The sequence below is a fragment of the Microcoleus sp. genome, assembly GCF_041354475.1.
In the GTDB taxonomy this organism is placed as follows: domain Bacteria; phylum Cyanobacteriota; class Cyanobacteriia; order Cyanobacteriales; family Microcoleaceae; genus Microcoleus.
The window spans coordinates 86,141-106,477 of the sequence record NZ_JBGJZU010000006.1; the positions used below are offsets into that span (position 1 = coordinate 86,141).

Consider the following 20,337-nt stretch of genomic DNA (forward strand, 5'->3'; position numbering starts at 1 on the left):
AAACTGCCTACGAAAATTCAAGAATTTATTTTGAGGTGACAGTACCTGTTTGGGGAGAAGAAGCGATCGCATAATCTTTGATCGGCATTCTACCTGCTAAGTACGCTAAACGCCCTGCTTCCGCCGCCATTCCCATGGCTTTTGCCATTGCTGGAGAATTTTGGGCATTGGCGATCGCCGAATTAATTAACAGTGCATCAGCGCCCATTTCCATGGCTTGTGCAGCTTCACTAGGTGTCCCGATCCCCGCATCCACCACCACAGGAATCTTTACCGTGTCAATAATTATTTGAATATTGGCAGCATTGTTGATTCCTTGTCCCGAACCGATGGGGGAACCTAAAGGCATCACAGTCGCACAACCAACTTCTTCTAGGCGTTTTGCCAACAGGGGATCGGCATTGATGTAAGGCAAAACAGCAAAACCTTCCTTGACTAATTTTTCTGCTGCTTCCAAAGTGCCGATCGGATCTGGCAGCAAATATTTAGCATCAGGAATCACTTCTAACTTCACAAAATTATTATCTTCCTGGCCCAAAAGCTTCGCCATTTCCCTACCCAAACGAGCCACCCTAATCGCCTCATCCGCAGTTTGACAACCCGCAGTATTGGGCAGCATCCAAATTTTAGTCCAATCCAGAGCTTCCGCCAATCCTTCATGACCGGGAGCATTGGTTTGCACGCGCCGCACAGCCACAGTCACAATTTCACACCTACTAGCATCCACACTTTGCTGCATTTCTGCAATGCTGCGATATTTTCCCGTACCAGTCATTAAACGAGAATGAAAAGTTTTGCCAGCAATCATTAGAGGCTTGTCAAAAGATGGAGTTGCCCTAGGTATTTGTATAATTTCTTTCAATTCATTAAAAGTATCTTTCATTTTTCAATTTCTCCCTAATTTTTTGTTCAACTTGACAGCGGGCAAATAAACTATTATCCGCACCTTTTATAAAAATTCACAAAATACAAATACTGTCTGGCGAGACAGCCACTTGCACCCGATCGCCCATTTTGTGCCGCTGCAAGTCATCTCTGTGTAAATTTTGTCTCCGAATCGCGATCGAGCTTTTCGTAGTTAACTGCACCGTATACCGCGTATCAGTGCCAATATAAACCACCTCTGTTACAGTTCCCGGCCAAGTATTTTCAGCCTCATAATTAGCCGGATAAATAGCAACTTTTTCAGGTCGTAAAACCAAGGTGACAACCTTTCCTGCCGGCAGCTCGTCAGTGGTAGCAACTAACACAGGCAAGTGTTGGTCAACTAACACTGTAATTGTACCACTTTCCTTGGACACAACACGGCCAGTCAAGAAATTACTCTCACCAATAAACTCAGCAACAAACCGCGTTTGTGGATATTCATAAATCTCAACAGGCGTTCCCACTTGTTGCAATTTTCCTCCATCCATCACCGCAATTCTGTCCGACATCGTTAACGCCTCTTCCTGATCGTGAGTCACATAAATAAACGTAATCCCCAACCTGCGCTGAATTTTTTTCAATTCTAATTGCATCTCTTTTCGCAATTTTAAATCCAGTGCCCCCAGAGGTTCATCCAAAAGCAAAACCGCAGGCTGTTTGACTAAGGCCCTGGCTAATGCTACTCGTTGCTGTTGTCCCCCTGACAGTTGGCGGGGATAGCGTTTTTCTAAATCATTTAACTGCACTAAATTTAACACTTCTGCAAGGCGATCGCGAATTATTTGCTTCGATAATTTTTCCATTTCCAACCCAAAAGCAACATTTTGTGCTACTGTCATGTGTGGAAACAAAGCATAGTTTTGAAATACTGTATTCACAGGACGATGAAATGGCAATTGATTTTGGATCGCTTCACCGTGAATATAAATTTCCCCCGTCGTCGGCATTTCAAATCCCGCAATCATTCGCAAAGTCGTAGTTTTTCCGCAGCCAGAAGGGCCGAGTAAAGAAAAAAACTCTTTGTTTTCAATCTGCAAATTGATGTTATCTACAGCCCAAAAATCTTCGCTGCGAACAGTTTTAAATACTTTGGAAATTTCCCGGAGTTCTACGGCGTGCATTGTGTTAAAAATTCCCTCTAGTAGAGCAATCCCATGATTTTATTTCCCTGCACCTGCTTTCACTTCAGTCCAAGCTCGATCGTACAATGCAGTGGCTTTCCCGACATCCTGCAAGAATTTCATTTTAGCAAACACCTCTGGCTTGGGGTATATTTGAGGATTTTTTAAATCTTGCGGGTCGATTAAACCTTTGTCTACGGCTACTTTATTCGGCGAACCAAAATGAGTAAAATTAGAAATTTTAGCCCCTACTTCTGGCTGCAAAATAAAGTTAATAAATTTCTCTGCTAACTGTTTGTGAACAGCGCCTTTGGGAATAGCCATATTGTCAGAAAAGATAATAGTTCCTTCTTTCGGAATAGCATAGCGGAGGTTAGGATTCTCTTTCATAACTTGGAAGATATCGCCACTCCATTCCATTGTCAGATTCACTTCGCCTTGATCTAACATAGTTTGACCAGTATCGGGGACAAAAGCAGCAATCAAATTTTTATTTTTTATCAACAAATCACGGGCTTTGTTAATTTCTTCAGGATTAGTTGTATTTGGATCGAATCCTAAATAAATCAAAAGCCCTGCAAAAGTGTATCTCGCATCATCTTGCCATGCAATTTTTCCCGCATATTTCGAGTCGAACATTGATGCCCAACTATTAATTTCGCCCTTAGTTACTTTGAGATTGTAGCCAATGCCCATTGTCCCCCACTGATAGGGGAAAGAATATTTATTGCCAGGGTCAAAGGTTTGATTAATATATTTATTATCTAGGTTTTTATGGTTAGGGATATTATTAATATTCAGCGGTTCGAGTAAATTTTCCTTAGCCATAATTTTAACCATGTAATCTGCGGGAAATATGACATCATAACCGGGATTTCCCTGTTTGAGTTTGGCGTAAAGTGCGTCGCTGTTCTCGAAAGTATCGTATTGAATCTTGACGTTGTTCTCTTTCTCGAATTGGGCGATCGCATCTGGGGCGATATAAGAGGCATAGTTGTAAATGCTGAGCACTTGTTGCTGGTTAGCACCTTGGCTGCTACACCCAAAAGGCACTAAGGCACTAATCATAAACAAAAATAATAAAGTCAGCAGGCGTTTCATAGGTTTTGTTAGTGGCAAGTGAAATTAATTATGACACAAAAAGCATTTTTTTAACTTTTTTTCATTCTCAATGAGGACAAAACCAGCAATAACGAAGCCAACAACATCAAAGTGGATAGCGCATTAATCGCTGGTGTTACAGCAAATTTTATCATGCCATAAACAAATAGCGGTAGCGTCATTGAACCAACACCTGTTGTAAAAAATGTCACCACGAAATCGTCAAGAGACAAAGTAAAAGCTAGCAGTGCCCCGCTAAAAACACTAGGCCAAATTAGAGGTAGGGTAATCCGCCAAAAAGTCCGCCATTCGTTAGCACCCAAGTCAAAAGCTGCTTGTTCTAATATCGGATCTAGTTCTGCCAAACGGGCCCTGACAGTAATAGTCACAAATGAAATATTAAAGGTAACATGACCGATAATTACTGTAGGTAAACCGAGATTGAGGCGAATTCCCGTTAGATTTTCGATGATGCGAAATACTAGGGTAAAGAAAACTAGCAACGAAATGCCGATCGTAATTTCGGGCATAATTATCGGCAAAAACAGTAAAGTTTCTACTGCTTTGCGCCCCGGAAAATGAAAGCGTTCCAGTGCGAGGGCGATGGCTGTACCCAAAACTGTTGCTAGCAGAGTCGAAATAGTAGCAATCAGTAAGCTGTTGTTGAGTGCTGTCCAAATTCCGGCACTGCTACTGCTAGCCATGCCGAGAGTACCGACATCGCTGAATAAGCTGCGATACCAATCGAGGGTAAAACCGCGCCAAATGGCGTTAAATTTGGAGCTATTGAAGGAGTAAATAATTAAGATTAGAATTGGCAGGTAGAGAAAAGCAAATGCTAGTGTAGCTTGTATCCAAAGCCACTTTTTACCGATCGCCCGAACACGTAAATCTAGTTTAGTCATTAGTCAGTTGTCGGTTGTCAGTTGTCAGTTGTCAGTTGTCGGTTGTCAGTTGCAGTTCCATGAGCGTAGTCAACAGTCAACAGTTAACAGTCAACAGTTAATTGTTAACTTTCTGTTTTATCAGACAGGCGAAAATAAATCAATACCGGAATCAATACTATTACTGTCAATAGCATAGAAAGCGCCGAACCAAAAGGCCAGTCACGGGCTTTTAAAAATTGATTTTGAATCAAATTTCCCACCATCATTGTTTTAGAACCACCCAAAATATCTGGTGTAACGAAAGCACCAACGGCGGGGACAAAAACCAGAATCGAACCTGCAACAATCCCGCGAGTAGTCAAAGGCAAAAATACACGCCAAAAAGTGCGAATATCATTAGCCCCCAAATCTTGAGCGGCTTCTACTAATGAAAAATTAAATCGTTCTATGCTAGAATACAATGGCAGAACCATGAAAGGTAAATAACCATAAATTAGACCGATCGCCACAGCGAAAGGGGTAAATAGCAAATTTAATGGTTCGGTAATAATATGCAAATTTTGCAAGGCTGTGTTAATCACTCCTTCACTTCGCAGCAAGATAATCCAGGCGTAGGTTCTGACTAAAAAATTAGTCCAAAATGGAATAATTACGAGCAAAAGTAAGGCATTTCGCCAGCGGGGAGAACGGGTAGCAATCAAGAATGCTAGGGGATAGCCAACTAAAAGACAAGCCACAGTTGTCAGAAAAGCCAGCCAGAGCGATCGACCAATTACCCCCCAAAAAAGTCCGCTGAACAAACCTTGGTAGTTGCTGAGAGTAAATATCCAAGTAACGCCACCATAGGTTCCACGTTCTAGAAAACTGTACAAAAGTACAATTAGCACAGGCAAAATGAAGAAAATTATCAACCAGGCGGTAGCAGGAAATAGTAAGAGTAATAGGTTAGCCTGTTGGCGTGTTTTGACAGTCATTATTAATTTAAACAAAATCAGTGGACAATGCCAAACATTTGGGTGCATCTGTGTTTGGCAAATATATTCGTAGGGGCGAAGCCCTTACAAAATCGGGATAATCGCAAACATTTGAGAGGAAGTTGACTTAATTTTCTCCTTGATTGTTCCAGTTAGTCCCAAAGGTTTCTAGTCAGGAATTTAGTCATTTCTTATAAGGACTTCAGTGGTTACTAAAAACCAATAACAAATCACCCATAATATCAAATCCGGTAGCATCTGAATGATTCAGATCTCTATTCTCTCCCTCTGTGTCCTCTGTGTTCTCTGCGGTTAAATCATTCCGATGCAGCCGGAAACGATATAACAAATAACCCATAACTATCTCCAATAAGGTCTACCTTTCCAAAAAACTCCCACCGCAATTGCTATGGGTGTAATTTCCGATAAACTAATGAAAAATGGAGGTAACAGCAGAGACTTGAAAAATAAACCTAGGACTAAACAGAAAACTAAAAGCCACAAATTAGCCCGGTTCAGTAAAAATTGCTGTTGCCAATATTCTAAAAAATAAACCGCTAGGGCCCCTATTCCCACGGCTGTAACTACAGGTATCAATGTTCCTAGGGAGGAGCTGTAGAGTAACATCAGAGCGTTGCTGATGGCGGGAATCGCGATCGCACTCCATGCTAACAATAGTTCTATTCCCAAAACAGTCAAGTTGACGATCGCGGCAATTTGCAGCATTTCTCGCCAAGGTAAAATTTTTAAGCGGCGCAGAAAATCGCTCATGAGCTAGAGATTATGTAGGTTACTTAGATTTTAGAGTAATTTACCGGAGTCGATCGCCCTTTGATTGTGCTTTGTAAAGTAAAATAAAGATAGAGGCAAGTCTCTTGACAAATTAACCAAGAGTACGTATCTATTTAGTTGTTAGAAGCGTCAAGGAAAAAAGTTATGGTGGAAAACAGTGTCGATTGTGCTGTAGCTTGCGTCAATGGCTGCGTTTTGGGCGACAAGTGCCCGAAGCGGGAATACGCAGCGGCAACGTCAAGTTTTATTGAAAATACTTCCCTCGACAAAATCCTGGAGATAGCGGAGGAAGCGGTGAGAAAAAAACGGAATGCACCCCCCAAATGGGTAATTCCTGATTTCCCGGAATAGAATTAGCCTGAGCATCAAAGAGCGATCGCCTGTGACAAAAGGCGATCGCTACTCCTAATGAAAGAGCTAATATAAATTAAAAATATTGCCGTAGATAGAAGTCAATCACCAAAATAGCAATTACAAATAATGCAGGGGGAAAGGAACCTGGAAAACAGCTTAATTTTTCAATTCAACGGCGCTCAAAAAATAGGAGTAAGTATCGTGAAAAAGCATAAGACAACCGCAGAAAAAGCAATAGAAGAAGCAGATAATTGGGACGAATTACCTCAAGAAATTACCGAATCTTACGGCACCGGAGCGATCCAGGAACCGGGATTGAGTGAAGACGAGATCTCGACTCTGAATGACCACAGTTCGGAATACACTTCAGCCACTACCTCAATCAGCCAGAGCGATGGCGATGTGGCTGCTGCGGAACAAGAAAGTGCCACTGGTGAGGAATTGGTGGGGGGAAGCGCTCCAAATCCTGACCTGAATATGGTGGATGAACTCGGAGTTGCGGCGGGGATAGAAATGGCCGATGGGGCTATTTTAGAAACAACAGAAATGCTAGAACATCGAGATGACCATCGCTGGGAACTAGACCCAAGTTCGGCCCAAGATTATCAAAAACGATCGGATTCAACAATTTAATCGATCGAACTTGCAGTTTTTAATAACCCGCAGGTTGGGGACTAGAGGCTGTTATGTCTCGGACTTGCTGTTGAATTGGTAACTCGATCGCAAATTCAGTCCCTTTTCCCGGAATGGAAGTACACCGCAACATCCCCCCGTGCTTTTCTACTACAATATGCCAGCTAATTGACAGCCCAATTCCCGTACCTTTGCCGATCGGCTTCGTAGTAAAAAATGGGTCAAATATTTTCCCCCGCACTTCCTCGCTAATTCCCGCCCCGCTGTCAGAAATTTTAATAGTTACTGTGTTGTATTTACTGAGTTCAGTGCTAATCTGAATCAGGTAGGGGTTTGGTTTAATTTCATCAGTATTTCCCTGAATACTAAATTCTTCGATCGCGTCGATCGCATTAGCCAAGATATTCATAAATACCTGATTTATTTCGCCGCCCAAACACTCTACAGTTACCACCTGAGAAGAATACTTTTTAATCACCTCAATGGTGGGGCGGTTCGGCTTGAACTTCAACCTATTTTTCAAAATCATCAGCGTACTGTCAATACTTTCGTGGAGGTTAATTTGTTTCATCTCTAGCCCTTCTTGCCGCGAAAAATAGCGCATAGAGAAAATGAGTTCCCGAATGCGATCGCCTCCAACCTGCATCGAATCCAGCATCTTAATCAAATCTTTTTTAATGAATTGTAGATCCACCGCTTCTGATTTTGTTTCTATTTCCACTGGTGGATCTGGATAGTGCTTCTGGTAAAGATTTAGTACAGTCAAAATATCTTGAGTATAGTCGCGAACGTAGTTGAGATTGCCGCAAATAAAATTCACGGGATTGTTAATTTCGTGAGCAATACCCGCTACCATTTGTCCCAAAGCTGACATTTTTTCGTTTTGAATTAGAAGAGTTTGAGCCTGCTGGAGTTCTAACAGAGATTTCTGCAAATTTTCCTGCACTTGTTGTCGCTCTTTAACCTCTTGTTTCAGCCGATCGTTAGTGTCAGAAAGTTCCGCAGTGCGTTCTGCTACTCGTTTTTCCAATTGCTCAGCTAGTTGTCGCAGGCTGACTTGAGCTAGTTGGCGATCGGCAATTTCCTGCTGCATCTGCTCATTTTGAGCTTGAAGTTTTTTCGTCAAATTACTAATGCTCAAATGTGCTTTGGCGCGTGCTAACACTTCTTCATTTTGAATCGGTTTAGTAACATAATCAACTGCTCCTAAATCAAACCCTTTTACTTTATTTTCTGTCTCATCTAGCGCCGTCATGAAAATTACCGGGATGTCTTTTGTACTATCATTAGCTTTCAGACGCTGACAAGTTTCAAAGCCGTCAATTCCAGGTGGCATCAGCACATCCAGCAAAATCAAATCCGGCATCGAATACTCAGCTTTTGTAATAGCGCTTTCCCCCGTTCTCGCCACCAACACTTTAAACCCCGATGCCGTCAAAAAATCAAACAACACTGCTAAATTATTTGCATTGTCATCGACGATTAATATGATGTTCTGTTCCAACGGTAAAATGCTCATATTTTCACTGATTCCTGTATTTTTGTACTAAATCTAAAATCTTTGCTTCTTCAAAATCCTTTGCTAATTGATTTAAATGGTTGGCAAAAGGCACATATCTAAAATCGATATTTTTTAATTTTTCTGCTTCTTTTTGAATACCTCCCAAGTCTCCCATCATCGCTAAATCAAACAGTATGGCGATTACTTCTGTCGGAGGAGCAATCATTTCTTCAGGCTCAATTTTTGATTGACTGTGGGGGAGTTCAGAGTCCGTGAGCCGATTTTCTAATTCCTCATAGATCCATTCTAAACCTAAATGAACTTCTAGGCAATCTAAAAGCTCCTCCACCCGGATCGGTTTGGGAATAAAAGCATTGCATCCTGCTGCCAAACTTACTAGCTTCTCAGCTTCATACACACTAGCAGAAGTACCGATCGCGATCGTATGCTTAAATTCCGGCAACTTGCGAATTTGCCGCACCGCTTCAAATCCATCCATCACCGGCATCACTAAATCAATTAAAATGCAATCCGGCTGAAATTCCTGCACTCTATTCAAACAATCTTGCCCATCGGTTGCTTCAACTATTTCAAAGCCCAACGGTTCGAGTAAATTCACTAAAACTGACCGATTTTCCCACTTGTCATCGACCACCAAAAGTTTTTTATTAACACCCTTGAAACCCTTAATTATTTTTGCAGAATACTTGTTATTTATTTCGCCGCCGTTAACTTCCGGTAGCTCTAACTCAAACCAGAAAACACTACCTTTTCCTAAAGTGCTTTCTACCTTGAGTTCCCCACCCATTATCTCCACTAATTGGTAGCTAATTGCTAATCCCAATCCGGTTCCTTCGGTATGGCGACGAGTATTTCCTACCTGTTCAAAAGGCGAAAATATCTTTGACAATTCATCAGTAGCGATGCCAATACCAGTATCTTCGATTTGGAATCGAATCTTCAGGTTAGTCAGGGCGACTGTCCTCTCCAATACTGAGATCTTAAAAGTAACGCCACCAACTTCAGTAAACTTAATTGCATTGCCAATTAAATTAATCAAAATTTGTCGCAACTTCTTTTCATCAGCCGCAATCGCCTTGGGAATAGACGACAAATATTCACAGTTAAAAGCCGTTCCCTTTTGGGAAGCCCGAATGCGACAAATAGCTGTTACGCTATGAATAAATTCGGCAAAATCCAACTCTGTCGGTTTTAGTTCCATTTTCCGCGCTTCGATTTTAGACAGGTCTAAAATATCCTCAATTAGAGCGAGTAAATGTTCACCACAGCGGTGGATAATCCGAATTCCATCTTGTTGCTGTTCGGTCAAATGTTTGTCTCGTTGGAAAATTTGAGCGTAACCTAAAATGCCATTTAATGGTGTTCTCAATTCGTGGCTCATGTTAGCCAAAAATTCACTTTTGGCACGACTGGCAGATTGTGCTACTGCTTCGGCTTTTTGCCTTTCTTGAATTTCTTGAGACAACAACGTATTTTTTTCGGATAATTCTTGGGTGCGCTGTGTAACTTTTGCTTCGAGAGTCAAGTTGGACTCGGCTAATTGTTGATTGGCTGTTTCTAGGTTAGCGTAGAGACGGGCATTTTCCAGGGCGATCGCAGCTTGGGAAGAAAGCAGCTTCAAAACTTCCAAGCGATCGGCTGTAAAAGCGCCGGTTGTTAAGTTATTTTCCAGATATAGGATCGCGGTTAATTTGCCTTGATAGACGATCGGCGCGCATAACAGCGATTTGGGCTGGTGCTCCACGATGTAGGGGTCATTGTTGAAAATAGCCTCGCTGCGGGCATCATTTAGCACGATATCTTGCTGAGTGCGATCGACAAAATTGATTAGCGATCGCGGATACGCATAGTCCAATCCCGCGCCTGAGAGCACCCGCACATCGCCATCAACTTCTCCCGCTGCTTCTACGACAAACTCACCATATTTTGACGCGATCAGACACCCTGTTTCCGCCCCGGCATTTTCCAGCAAAATTCCCATCAATTTTTCTAGCAAAGAATCTAGAACAATTTCACCAGAAATAGCAAGAGATGCTTTCATGACTGTATCGAAATCCAGAGATTTTTGACTCTCGATGACGGTGGAAGAAGTCGCAGTAAGAGTGAAATTATTACTGCCTAAATAAGTGTCAATCTCCGGCATCCGTACAATTAACTGAGGATATCGTTCCTCCAAATCAGCAACTTTTGCATTCGCGCCCCAGCGGATATAGCCGTAATAAGCATCAGTCATGTAGGTTTTCGCAACTTTCTCCCTACCGAGAGAGAGATAATACTCGGCGGCTAATTCATTGGCTAAAGCTTCTTCTTGAATGTATCCCTGGGCGGCGGCATTTTCGATTGCGTGATCGTAAAACTCGATCGCCCGATCTTTGTCTCCCAACACCCGCGCCTTTTCTGCTTCCACCAACTCGTATTTATGCTGATAATTCATCGGTGCGTGGAAAGCCCAATCCTGCATCTTTTTCTGATTTGCTTCCACTTGCTGCAAATATTCTGCTTGTTGTTGAGGAGCGACAGTTGGATATACAGCTAATAAAGAAAGGGAATAGTAAAAATTGTGGACTGCAACCGACATAATCCCCATGATTGATTTAATGTATGCCAATGCTTGCGAGATGTTAGCCACAGCCCCCGCACCATCTTTCAATAAATAAAAGAGAATTCCTTTATATAGATACACATGAAAAAGCGTCCAAGCACTATTGGCAGCTTGGAACTGCGGCAGCAAAGTTACTTCATCAATTGCCTCTCCAGTCAGCCGATACTTGTCAGTTGCTAAACCTTGCAAATTTAAATTTAATTGTCTCAATACATTAATTTCCATTGCCACGTAGGCATTGCCAATCTTTTCAATTAAATTTACGTATAACAATTGCTTGTTCAATAGCGATTCGAGCAGGCCCCCAGTCCAAAATAGGTTGAGGCAATAATTATTAATACCATAAGAAGCATAGTCCAGAGAGCCAAACTCAAGTCCATTTTGCAGCGCCTCCTGTAACTGTGCCAAACTTTCTTTAGCGTGTTCTTTCCAGTGTCGAATAAAATAGTTAAACGTATTGTAGACCGGGCATATAAGCGGCTTGCTATCGAATTGCTCTAACAATCTCACAGCCAGTTGTCCTGCATGATATCCTTTTTCAATCTCTCCAACTGCACACAGTAACGTGCCGTACCAAACATAAGATAAAGCAGCGATGTCAGAATAACCTCTTTGAATGCAGAGAATAACTTGACATACCACAATTTGGAAGCCAATCTCTGGTTTGACAGACAAAGCAGCAACATTAAGAGATTGCAGTAACTTGATTACTGCTATCAGCTCCGGTTCGGTCATTTTGGGCAGGTTTTCTAAGTCTTCAAACTGGGGTAGTATCACCTCATGGCTAGCCAAATCCTGGATTTTTGCCAGAGAGAAACCCATCATTTCCAAAGCTTGCAACCCAGTATCCAAAGCTCTGGGGAACTGCCAGGTGTTTATATACATTTGGACTTTAATCTCGTATACCTTTACCGCATCTAGCTGAGTAGTAGCTTGCTGCAAGATTAAATCGCCCAGAGTTTCTGCTTGCGGTAAATTGGTATTAAGATATTCTGCTTCCATTGCCTCTGTATGCAAAATCAGCGTCAAGTGATAATGACTCTGCCAACTTGACTGAATTTCACTTGACTCTTCACCAGTGCCAGAGAGAGAGTTTAGGAGTTCAATTCCCAGATTAAAATACCTGAGAGCAGGTTCAAAAGCTGCTGCCGCCTTCGCTTTTTGACCCGCTATGAGATTGAGTTCAGCTAACTCGCATTTTTCCGGTTCAGATGTCAGTAGGGGCAATCCCCCTGTGGTTGCCCCAATACCGAAATTCAGTTGATTTACCAGTGCAAAAATATTGTCCTTGCGTGCTTCAGGAGGAGTATTTTGCAGCAGCAATTTACCTATTTTTAGGTGAGTTTCTTGTTTCTGCTCTTCAGCTATCAGAGAATAAGCTGCTTGCTGCACTCTGTCGTGCAAAAACTTATAATCAACCTTCACATCTTGCAGCCCAGCCAGCCCAGTTTCTGTGCCTTCAAAAACCAGCGGAATTTTGTAATCATTGCTCAGTGGCAAAACCAAGCCTGCCTGAAGCGTATCCCAGAGGTTTAATGCTGTTTCCTTCTGAGATTTTTCGCTGACAATTGCCAGCACTTCTAAATTAAATTGGTTGCCAATACAAGCAGCTAATTTTAATGCTGACTGTGCCGCTGCGGGCAATTTCTTAATATTTCGAGCAAGCAACTCTACGACATTGCAGTCAGTTATTCCAATAGCTTGAATGTGTTCCAGATCCCACTGCCACGCACCGGATTGAAAGTCGTAAACTAACAAGTTTTCTTGATGAAGTGCTCGCAGCAACTGAGTTAAAAAGAACGGATTTCCTTGGGTTTTGTTAAAAAGTAGCTCTGCTAACAGCTCGATTTTTTGAGTAATTTGACTGTCCAAAGTATCCGCAATTAATTCTTCGACATGACTCAAACTTAAAGGATCGAGAATGATGTTGCTAACAATTGGCTGTATTCCTAGTTGTGGTATTTCTGCGATTTTTTCTATGGTTTGAATCAGCGGATGGGTGGGACTGACTTCATTATCTCGATAAGCTCCAATAATTAGTAAATATTTGCTATCTGAGTCTGTAATCAACAGTTCGATTAATTTCAGCGATGCCGAATCTGCCCACTGCAAATCGTCCAGAAAAATCACCAGCGGGTGTGACTGTGCAGCAAACACGCTGATGAATTGTTTAAACACCCGATTAAATCTATTTTGCGATTCTGTCGGCCCCAATTGCGGGACTTCCGGCTGTTTTCCAACAATTAGTTCGACTTCGGGAATCACGTCTGCAACAACTTGCCCGTTACTTCCCAAAGCGGTTAGCAGTTTCTCTTTCCAAGTCTGGATAGATGCGTCACTTTCTGTTAGTAACTGCCGAATTAATGATTGGAATGCTTGAATCAGAGAAGCGTAGGGAATGTTACGTTTGAATTGGTCGAATTTCCCTGAAATAAAATAACCACGTTGGCGTACAATGGGTTTCTGCACTTCATTGACGATCGCAGTTTTGCCGATACCCGAATAACCAGAAACCAGGATCAATTCGACCCCCCCTGCCCCCCTTGCTAAGGGGGGTGAAGAAAGTGCCGACAGCCCCCCATTACCCACGGGAATTCGCTCTCTTAGCCCCCCCTTACCAAGGGGGGGTTGGGGGGGTTCTTCAGTGCTTTGGCAAAGCTCCAAAAGCCCCCCCTTACCAAGGGGGGGTTGGGGGGGTTCTTCAGTGCTTTGGCAAAGCTCCAAAAGCCCCCCCTTACCAAGGGGGGGTTGGGGGGGGTTTCCACCGCTAACTCTCTCAAAAGCGCTGAGTAAAGCAGCTACTTCGGTTTCTCTACCGTAGAGTTTTTGAGGTATGAGCAATTGACTGGCCCGATCGGCATTTCCGACAGTAAAATCAGATATATTGCCATTAGCTTGCAGTTTCGCCAAACAGAATTCTAAGTCAAATTTTAAACCTTCAGCAGTTTGATAGCGATTTTCCGCCGTTTTGGCCAACAATTTCATCACGATGCCAGAAATTGCTTCGGGAATTTCGGGATTTAAACTGTGTGGAGAGGGTGCTGTGCGGGCGATGTGACAGTGAACTAATTCTAAAGGGTCGATCGCACTAAATGGCAATTCACCAGTCAGCATCTGATAAAAAGTGACACCTAACGAATAGAAATCACTGCGATAGTCGATCGCCCGATTCATTCTACCAGTTTGTTCGGGCGACATATAAGCTAACGTGCCTTCGAGCAAGTTAGAATAGCTGGCAGTTGCGTTTTCTCTAATCAAGCGGGAAGCGATGCTAAAGTCAGTTATTTTGACGCAATTATTGCTGGGATTTATGATGATATTTTGAGGTTTTATATCTTTGTGAATTATTTGATGCTGATGAATATTGCCCAAGCCCTTTGCGAGCTGAATACCTATTTCTAAAAAAACTTTGAGATTCAGTTTGGTAGTTGTCAGAAAATTAGATAAACCCAGACCCCCGCAGTCTTCTAAGATTAGCGCAATCCCATTTTGATGATTTTCTGTCCGATAACAATTGATAATTTCTTCTATGTTTTCGAGGGGTTGTCTAATTTTATATTCGTGTCTCAACCGAGTAATTTCTTCGAGAGTGGGATACTCTGCGATCGGTGTTTTGACAATGACAGGCAAGTTATGTTTTTCCCAGATTCCCCGATAAATAACCGTATTGACTCCCGCATAAACTTTTTCAGTTATTTGATACCCGGTTAGGAAAATCATATTTTAATCATTTAGATGTGGGGACAGGTTACTAGATTATAGTATGGAGTCTTTAGGATTGTCATTAAGTATATAGCTTGGTCTTAAATAAGCCTGAATATCTAAGTAATATCGCGTAGAAAAGGGACTCATGAACTATTATGTCCCCCTAGGATTAAGGGGGGACATGAGGCGAGGAGAGTTGAATGGATGGCTTGATGGGGAGGAGCGTCCCCAGGCCCACAGACCCTGGGGACGAGTAATATAACTGTTTAAAGCGATCGATAAACGCGATAGTTGATTTCAGGGAAAATATTGTCAATTTCCTCAACTTTCTCCAACCAACCGGAATCGACTTTCCCTTCTTTTACTTCATCGTACAGTTTGTGAAAACGCATTAAGTGCGATCGAGTCCGTCGCACCGCATAGGGGACCATTGTCCCTGTACGCATGATAAATGCCCAGTCAGAAGATTGAGCTAACAACACTTCCCGCGCCGCCTGATTCAAAGCACGAGACTGCAACTCATCTTCCGGTTCCATACTTCCCAACTCAATCATCCGTTCCGCAGCCTTGTGCAAATGGGGGTAAATCCAAGCATTCGTATCGTTCAACCAATACTCATGGAAACCGCGATATCCCCAACTAGACTGGGAGGGGCGACAAACTTGCTGAGTCGGATTTGCGCGCAAATAATCTGCCAAATGGGTCATCTCGTAGGTATTTTGGTCATACCAACTCTTGCGGAACAGGTAGTCTAAGAACCAAGGCCCTTCGTACCACCAGTGACCGAAAAGTTCTGCGTCGTAGGGCGAAACAATAATCGGTGGGCGCTGCATGATGCCGTTGAGGTGTTCGACTTGACGTTCGCGGTTGAAGGCAAAGTTGCTGGCGTGTTCGGCGGCTTTTTCCCTCGCCCAGTATGGATCGTATAACTGTTTGTCGCCTAAACTTAATCCGCGACCGGTGATTTTATGATACTTAATCCCGGTATTTTTCCGCTGGCCGTTGGGCATGATGTAGGGCTTTATGTACTCATAATCTGCTTCCCAGCCCAAATCTTTGTAGAATTCTCGGTATTCTGCTGCACCTGGATAGCCGACTTCCGAGGACCAAACTTGCTGGGAAGATTCGTGATCTCTACCGAATGCTGCTACTCCGCTTTCGGTGAAAATGGGGGCGTAGCTACCGTAGCGGGGGCGCGGACGGGCGTAGAGGATGCCGTGACCGTCTGTGAGGAAGTATCGCAAGCCGGCATCGGCTAACATCCGCTCTAAGCCTTCGTAGTAGGCGCATTCGGGTAGCCAAATGCCGTTGGGGCGACGGCCGAAGTTGGCTTCGTAGTTGTCGCAGGCTACTTGAATTTGTGCCCAAACTGCTTCTGGGTACATTTTCATCAGCGGTAAATAGCCGTGGGTGGCACCGCAGGTGATGATTTCGAGGTTGTTGGTGTCTTGGTGTTGTTTGAAAGCTGTGACTAAATCTCGATCGTACCTTTCCCAGAAGTTGCGGACTTGAGAGAAATGGGTGGCGTAGTGTTCGGCTAAGTAGCGGAGATGACCGTTGCCGCTGTTGTGCGACCTTTCCAGTTCGATTAATTCTTCGAGTTTTGCCAGGTGCTCGTCGAATCGGTCTTGCAACAAGGGGTCACGCAGCATGGCCACTAAGGGCGGTGTCATGCTCATGGTAATTTTAAAGTCGATGCCGTCGCGCTTTAGCCCTTCAAAGACTTGTAGCAGAGGAATGTAGGTTTCGGCGATCGCCTCAAACAGCCATTCTTCTTCTAAAACGTAGTCGCTTTCGGGATGGCGGACAAAGGGTAGGTGGGCGTGGAGCACGAGGGCGAGGTAGCCAGTAGTCATAATTGTTTTGATCCAGCAGTTAATAAACTGACACGAGTTAGGAACTGTTTTACAATATCTTAAGATTTTATATTGTACTAGATATTGCTAATAAAATTAGGAAAAATTCAAGCCGTCCTAGAAGGACGGGGTGCATCTCTATTTTGCAAGTATATTCGTAGGGGCTCTCGCATGACCGCAGACAATTTATTAGTGATAACCAGAGATTTACAGCGGTCATGCGAGAGCCTATGCAAAATCGGGATGCTGCCGAAGGACGGGGCTTCAGACCCATTTATTTGTAAATGGGACGCACAAAGTGCCGTGTTTTTTAAATTGCCGTTTCCGAGCTAGCTCAATGTCAGCAAGTTCTGATTTTCTTGTTGCTGTCGGATGAGGGTTGCTGCTGTTTGAGAGTCTAGAGGTTTTGAGAAAAAGTATCCCTGGGCGTACTCGCATTTTAACCCTTTGAGCAGGTCAAGCTGTGTCGCTTCTTCGACTCCCTCCGCTACTACGTCCATGCCTAAATTGTGCGATAAAGTAACGATCGATCGCACAATTTCTGTGGGGTCAATCTCTCCTTTGCTGATATCAAATTTTACTCCCATTCTGCTGACAAAAGAACGGTCTATTTTTAAGGTATTGGTCGGAAAGCGGTGCAGATAGGAGAGGGATGAATAGCCGGTACCGAAATCGTCGATGCACAGGTGTATGTTGCGGGATCTGAGTTCCACCAGCATGGCGGTAACTGATTCGGAATTTTCTATGAGTACGCTTTCTGTAATTTCTAGTTTTAAACTGCTGCCGTCTAGGTCACTTTCTTCTAGCACTTGGTCGATGTATTCAATTAAGTCTGGCTGAGAAAACTGTTTGACTGAAAGGTTGACGCTGACACTCAGGGGGGGGTTGCTGGGAAATAGCTGCTGCCACTGGTGGATTTGCTGGCAAGCTGTACGCAGCACCCAGCGGCCGAGGGGTACGATCAGTCCGGTTTCTTCGGCGACTGGGATGAATTCGGCTGGGGAAACTAATCCTCGTTCTGGATGCTGCCACCGCACTAAGGCTTCAAAACAGGTAATGGTGTTGGTGGCGATCGAGACTATGGGCTGGTAGTGAATAATAAACTGGGGCGCTGGGGACAAGGGAGGTAAGGAAGGTTTGGGGAATTTGAGACAGAGAAGGGGTTTGGTGGAGTCTTCTGAGGTTCTGTATTCCCCAAGTTGCTCTTGTCCCTCATCTTCTTCTCTGGGGCGGTCTCGAATCGATTCCGCGGCGCGTCGCAGGTCGTTTTCTAGCTGCAATAGCCGCAAAGCGTGGGCGTGCATGGAACTGTTGAATACTTCGTGGCGGGCTCTGCCTAGTCCTTTGGCGCGGTACATGGCGGTGTCGGCATCGCGCAGCAGATTTGTCGATTCGATGTATTCGACGGAACTCAGGGCGATACCGATGCTGGCGGTGATGAATACTTCGTTTCCGTCTAGAACCAGGGGAGCGCTGATTCTTTGTTGGAGGCGATGGGCAATATTATTGGCTTCATTGATGCCGTCAATATCTTCTAGCAGGATGGCAAACTCGTCGCCTCCGAGGCGGGCCACTGTATCTCCCACCCGCAAACAGGTTTCTAAACGCCGCGCGCTGGCGATTAGCAGTTGGTCGCCGATGGCGTGGCCGAGGGAATCGTTGACTACTTTAAATCTATCTAAATCCAGAAACAGCACTGCAAATAAGTATTCTTTGCGTCTTTGGGCGAGTCTGAGATCGTGTTCGAGTCGATCGATAAATAGGGCTCGGTTGGGCAGTCCAGTGAGGCCGTCATGAAAGGCATCGTGGAGTAGTTGTTCTTCGGCGAGTTTGCGCTTGGTGATGTCGTGGCAGTTGACTACTATTCCTTTGACTGCCGGATCGTGTAGCAAGTTGGTGGCTACTGCTTCTAAACAACACCATGAGCCGTTGCGGTGGCGGACTCGGTACTCGACAGGGGAGTCACTTGTCTTGGGGTTTTGAATTACTTTTTTGAGTGTTTCGGTAATCAGGGCTCCGTCTTCGGGATGAACGGTTTCAAAAACGCTTCGCCCGATCGTCTTTTGGGGTAAGTATCCTAAAATTCGCTTGACGGAAGGGCTGATGTAGCGAAATGTGCCTTCTCCGTCGAGAATGATCGTGATGTCTGTAGCGTTTTCGATCAGGGATCGAAAACGCTGTTCGCTTTGACGCAGTGCTTCTTCTGCCTGTTTCCGTCCGCTGATGTCTAGGGCTACTCCGTCGATAATGATGTCGCCGTTTTCGTTTTTGGAAAACCGGGCGTTGTCTTGCACCCATTTCACCTCCCCGGTTTTCAAAATGATGCGGTATTGGCGATCGCACGGTTCAAGACTGGCACTGGATGCTGCTACGCTTTGGTCAAAGGAGCTTTTGTCTTCTGGATGAATGATTTCCATCAAGATTTCGGGACGCGCCATCACCTCGGATGGCTCGATGCCAGTCACTTCCCGCACCCCCGGACTGATGTAAGGCAGGGAGATCCTGCCGTCGGGATGGATGATGCTGCGGTAAACGGAGCCGGGGATGTTGGCTGCCATTGCTGCTAGCTGCTGCTGGATGCCAAGGACTGCTGCTTCGGCACGCTTGCGTTCTGCTAGTTCGGTTTGGGCTCGCTGATAGAGTTCGGCTTGGTGGATGGCGATCGCGCACTGATCTGCTATAGCTTTGACTAGGGATACTTCTTCTGCACTCCAAGAGCGGGTGCGATCGCACTGGTAGAGGCAAATTCCTCCCAAAAATGACTGCTGGTAGAGCAGTGGTGCGATCGTCACTGCCTGAAACCCTACAATCTCTGCTGATGCTTGCAGAGACGGACAGAGCTTGGATAAGTCGTCGAGGGCTAGGGTTTCTCCTGCTGCGAGGGAGGAGCGGTAGTGTTCGGCAAAGTCGCAATTTAGCCCCACGAGGTGTTGTTTGTCTGCTGATTTGCTCATGTAGCGAACTATGATACCCCCGTCAGCATCTGGCTGCAAAATCCCGCAGCCGCTAGTTTCAAAAGCTTCATGGAGCTGATCTGCGGTGGTTTGTAGCACTTCGTCTAGCACTAGGGTTTCGCGCATGGCTTGGACAATGCGGTTGACGATCGCTTCTTTCTGAGCTTGTCGTTGAATTTTGGCGATCGCTTCTTGTCGCTGGGCGCGCATTTGATATTCTTGGAGGGATCTTTCTAATATTGTTGGCAGTCTAAATAATCTGCTTTTTAATAAGTAATCTGTCATGCCTGATTTGATGCACTCAACTGCCGCTTCTTCTCCCAAGCTTCCTGTTACTAAAATAAAAGGTATGTTGCGCTCTAATTCCTGCATCATTTTCAACAAGTCTAAACCGTTGAAACCGGGCAGCCTGTAATCCGACAATACAGCATCGTATTCTTTGCCATTTTGGAGCAGTTCTCTACACTCATTTGCAGTTTGAGCTGTGTCAAAGGTAAATTTTATTCCTCCTGTTTCTAAGGCGATTACCACTAATTCTATATCTTCGGCCATGTCTTCGACAATCAATAAATTTAACATAGCTTTTGGGGATTTATTTAGTAAATTATTATGGTGGTTGCGCTCTAACATATTACATTTAGCAGGGGGGAATTGGTGAGGGGTTTTATTTTTTATATTGATGGTGGTTGATTTAACATTTGGTAGATGGGGTTGAATTTAGCAAGATTATTTATTTTCCGATCAATATTTTGACTAACTAATGGTGACTGAGTTGAGGCAGTCCTTACCATGAAATATGTAATAGTATATAGCAATCTTAAATGATTTGTGAACTTCTCTTTATGTTCTCTGTGCTTTTGCTTTGCATCCTGTGGTACGGCTTTAAAAAATATTGTTTACAAATGAAAT

12 protein-coding genes are annotated in these 20,337 nt (G+C 44.0%); 2 read left to right on the forward strand and 10 right to left on the reverse strand.

What is annotated here, in order from left to right; all coding sequences use genetic code 11:
* Window positions 1-25: 25 nt before the first annotated feature.
* The 6 genes from ACBR23_RS03955 to ACBR23_RS03980 all read right to left on the reverse strand — a co-directional run bounded on the left by ACBR23_RS03955 (window position 26) and on the right by ACBR23_RS03980 (window position 5,781).
* Entirely contained in the window at window positions 26-883 is an 858-nt protein-coding gene (locus tag ACBR23_RS03955; protein WP_371117820.1) for a thiazole synthase, read from the reverse strand.
* A gap of 76 nt (window positions 884-959) precedes the next feature.
* Window positions 960-2,048, reverse strand: coding sequence for an ABC transporter ATP-binding protein (locus ACBR23_RS03960; protein WP_371117819.1), 1,089 nt, complete (start codon window positions 2,046-2,048; stop codon window positions 960-962).
* A gap of 39 nt (window positions 2,049-2,087) precedes the next feature.
* The gene (locus ACBR23_RS03965; protein ID WP_371118509.1) at window positions 2,088-3,149 is read right to left on the reverse strand and encodes a PotD/PotF family extracellular solute-binding protein; all 1,062 of its coding nucleotides are present in this window, start codon (window positions 3,147-3,149) and stop codon (window positions 2,088-2,090) included.
* A 50-nt stretch (window positions 3,150-3,199) separates the two neighbouring features.
* Window positions 3,200-4,054: an ABC transporter permease gene (locus ACBR23_RS03970; RefSeq protein ID WP_371118510.1), complete on the reverse strand. Its 855-nt coding sequence runs from the start codon at window positions 4,052-4,054 to the stop codon at window positions 3,200-3,202.
* A gap of 104 nt (window positions 4,055-4,158) precedes the next feature.
* Complete coding sequence (locus tag ACBR23_RS03975) at window positions 4,159-5,010, reverse strand: ABC transporter permease (protein WP_371117816.1); 852 nt, start codon at window positions 5,008-5,010, stop codon at window positions 4,159-4,161.
* A 360-nt stretch (window positions 5,011-5,370) separates the two neighbouring features.
* Window positions 5,371-5,781, reverse strand: a complete 411-nt coding sequence (locus ACBR23_RS03980) for a peptide chain release factor 1 (RefSeq protein WP_371118511.1) — start codon at window positions 5,779-5,781, stop codon at window positions 5,371-5,373.
* Between the two features lie 165 nt (window positions 5,782-5,946).
* Here ACBR23_RS03980 and ACBR23_RS03985 point away from each other — a divergent pair, with 165 nt between their 5' ends.
* Together ACBR23_RS03985 and ACBR23_RS03990 are read left to right on the forward strand one after the other, a co-directional pair.
* Window positions 5,947-6,153 (forward strand): hypothetical protein, encoded by a 207-nt coding sequence (locus ACBR23_RS03985; protein WP_341732659.1) that lies wholly within the window; start codon window positions 5,947-5,949, stop codon window positions 6,151-6,153.
* A 204-nt stretch (window positions 6,154-6,357) separates the two neighbouring features.
* Complete coding sequence (locus ACBR23_RS03990) at window positions 6,358-6,789, forward strand: DUF6335 family protein (protein ID WP_371118512.1); 432 nt, start codon at window positions 6,358-6,360, stop codon at window positions 6,787-6,789.
* A gap of 19 nt (window positions 6,790-6,808) precedes the next feature.
* On the opposite strand, the gene ACBR23_RS03995 is transcribed toward ACBR23_RS03990, so the two are convergent.
* The 4 genes from ACBR23_RS03995 to ACBR23_RS04010 all read right to left on the reverse strand — a co-directional run bounded on the left by ACBR23_RS03995 (window position 6,809) and on the right by ACBR23_RS04010 (window position 20,007).
* Entirely contained in the window at window positions 6,809-8,308 is a 1,500-nt protein-coding gene (locus tag ACBR23_RS03995) for a response regulator (protein ID WP_371117813.1), read from the reverse strand.
* 4 nt (window positions 8,309-8,312) lie between these two features.
* The gene (locus ACBR23_RS04000) at window positions 8,313-14,633 is read right to left on the reverse strand and encodes an AAA family ATPase (RefSeq protein WP_371118513.1); all 6,321 of its coding nucleotides are present in this window, start codon (window positions 14,631-14,633) and stop codon (window positions 8,313-8,315) included.
* Window positions 14,634-14,884: 251 nt separating this feature from the next.
* The gene (locus tag ACBR23_RS04005; protein WP_341739617.1) at window positions 14,885-16,474 is read right to left on the reverse strand and encodes a glycoside hydrolase family 57 protein; all 1,590 of its coding nucleotides are present in this window, start codon (window positions 16,472-16,474) and stop codon (window positions 14,885-14,887) included.
* A 329-nt stretch (window positions 16,475-16,803) separates the two neighbouring features.
* Window positions 16,804-20,007 carry an EAL domain-containing protein gene (locus ACBR23_RS04010; protein WP_371121500.1) on the reverse strand — a complete coding sequence of 1,068 codons (3,204 nt, stop codon included), beginning with the start codon at window positions 20,005-20,007 and terminating at the stop codon, window positions 16,804-16,806.
* Window positions 20,008-20,337: the final 330 nt, after the last annotated feature.

What these genes read in the sequence shown, in the direction of transcription:
- ACBR23_RS03970 (WP_371118510.1), bottom strand. Translation starts at nt 4,054, where the DNA reads ATGACTAAACTAGATTTACGTGTTCGGGCGATCGGTAAAAAGTGGCTT.
- ACBR23_RS04000 (WP_371118513.1), bottom strand. Translation starts at nt 14,633, where the DNA reads ATGATTTTCCTAACCGGGTATCAAATAACTGAAAAAGTTTATGCGGGA.
- ACBR23_RS04005 (WP_341739617.1), bottom strand. Translation starts at nt 16,474, where the DNA reads ATGACTACTGGCTACCTCGCCCTCGTGCTCCACGCCCACCTACCCTTT.
- ACBR23_RS03965 (WP_371118509.1), bottom strand. Translation starts at nt 3,149, where the DNA reads ATGAAACGCCTGCTGACTTTATTATTTTTGTTTATGATTAGTGCCTTA.
- ACBR23_RS04010 (WP_371121500.1), bottom strand. Translation starts at nt 20,007, where the DNA reads ATGTTAAATTTATTGATTGTCGAAGACATGGCCGAAGATATAGAATTA.
- ACBR23_RS03955 (WP_371117820.1), bottom strand. Translation starts at nt 883, where the DNA reads ATGAAAGATACTTTTAATGAATTGAAAGAAATTATACAAATACCTAGG.
- ACBR23_RS03980 (WP_371118511.1), bottom strand. Translation starts at nt 5,781, where the DNA reads ATGAGCGATTTTCTGCGCCGCTTAAAAATTTTACCTTGGCGAGAAATG.
- ACBR23_RS03985 (WP_341732659.1), top strand. Translation starts at nt 5,947, where the DNA reads ATGGTGGAAAACAGTGTCGATTGTGCTGTAGCTTGCGTCAATGGCTGC.
- ACBR23_RS03995 (WP_371117813.1), bottom strand. Translation starts at nt 8,308, where the DNA reads ATGAGCATTTTACCGTTGGAACAGAACATCATATTAATCGTCGATGAC.
- ACBR23_RS03975 (WP_371117816.1), bottom strand. Translation starts at nt 5,010, where the DNA reads ATGACTGTCAAAACACGCCAACAGGCTAACCTATTACTCTTACTATTT.
- ACBR23_RS03960 (WP_371117819.1), bottom strand. Translation starts at nt 2,048, where the DNA reads ATGCACGCCGTAGAACTCCGGGAAATTTCCAAAGTATTTAAAACTGTT.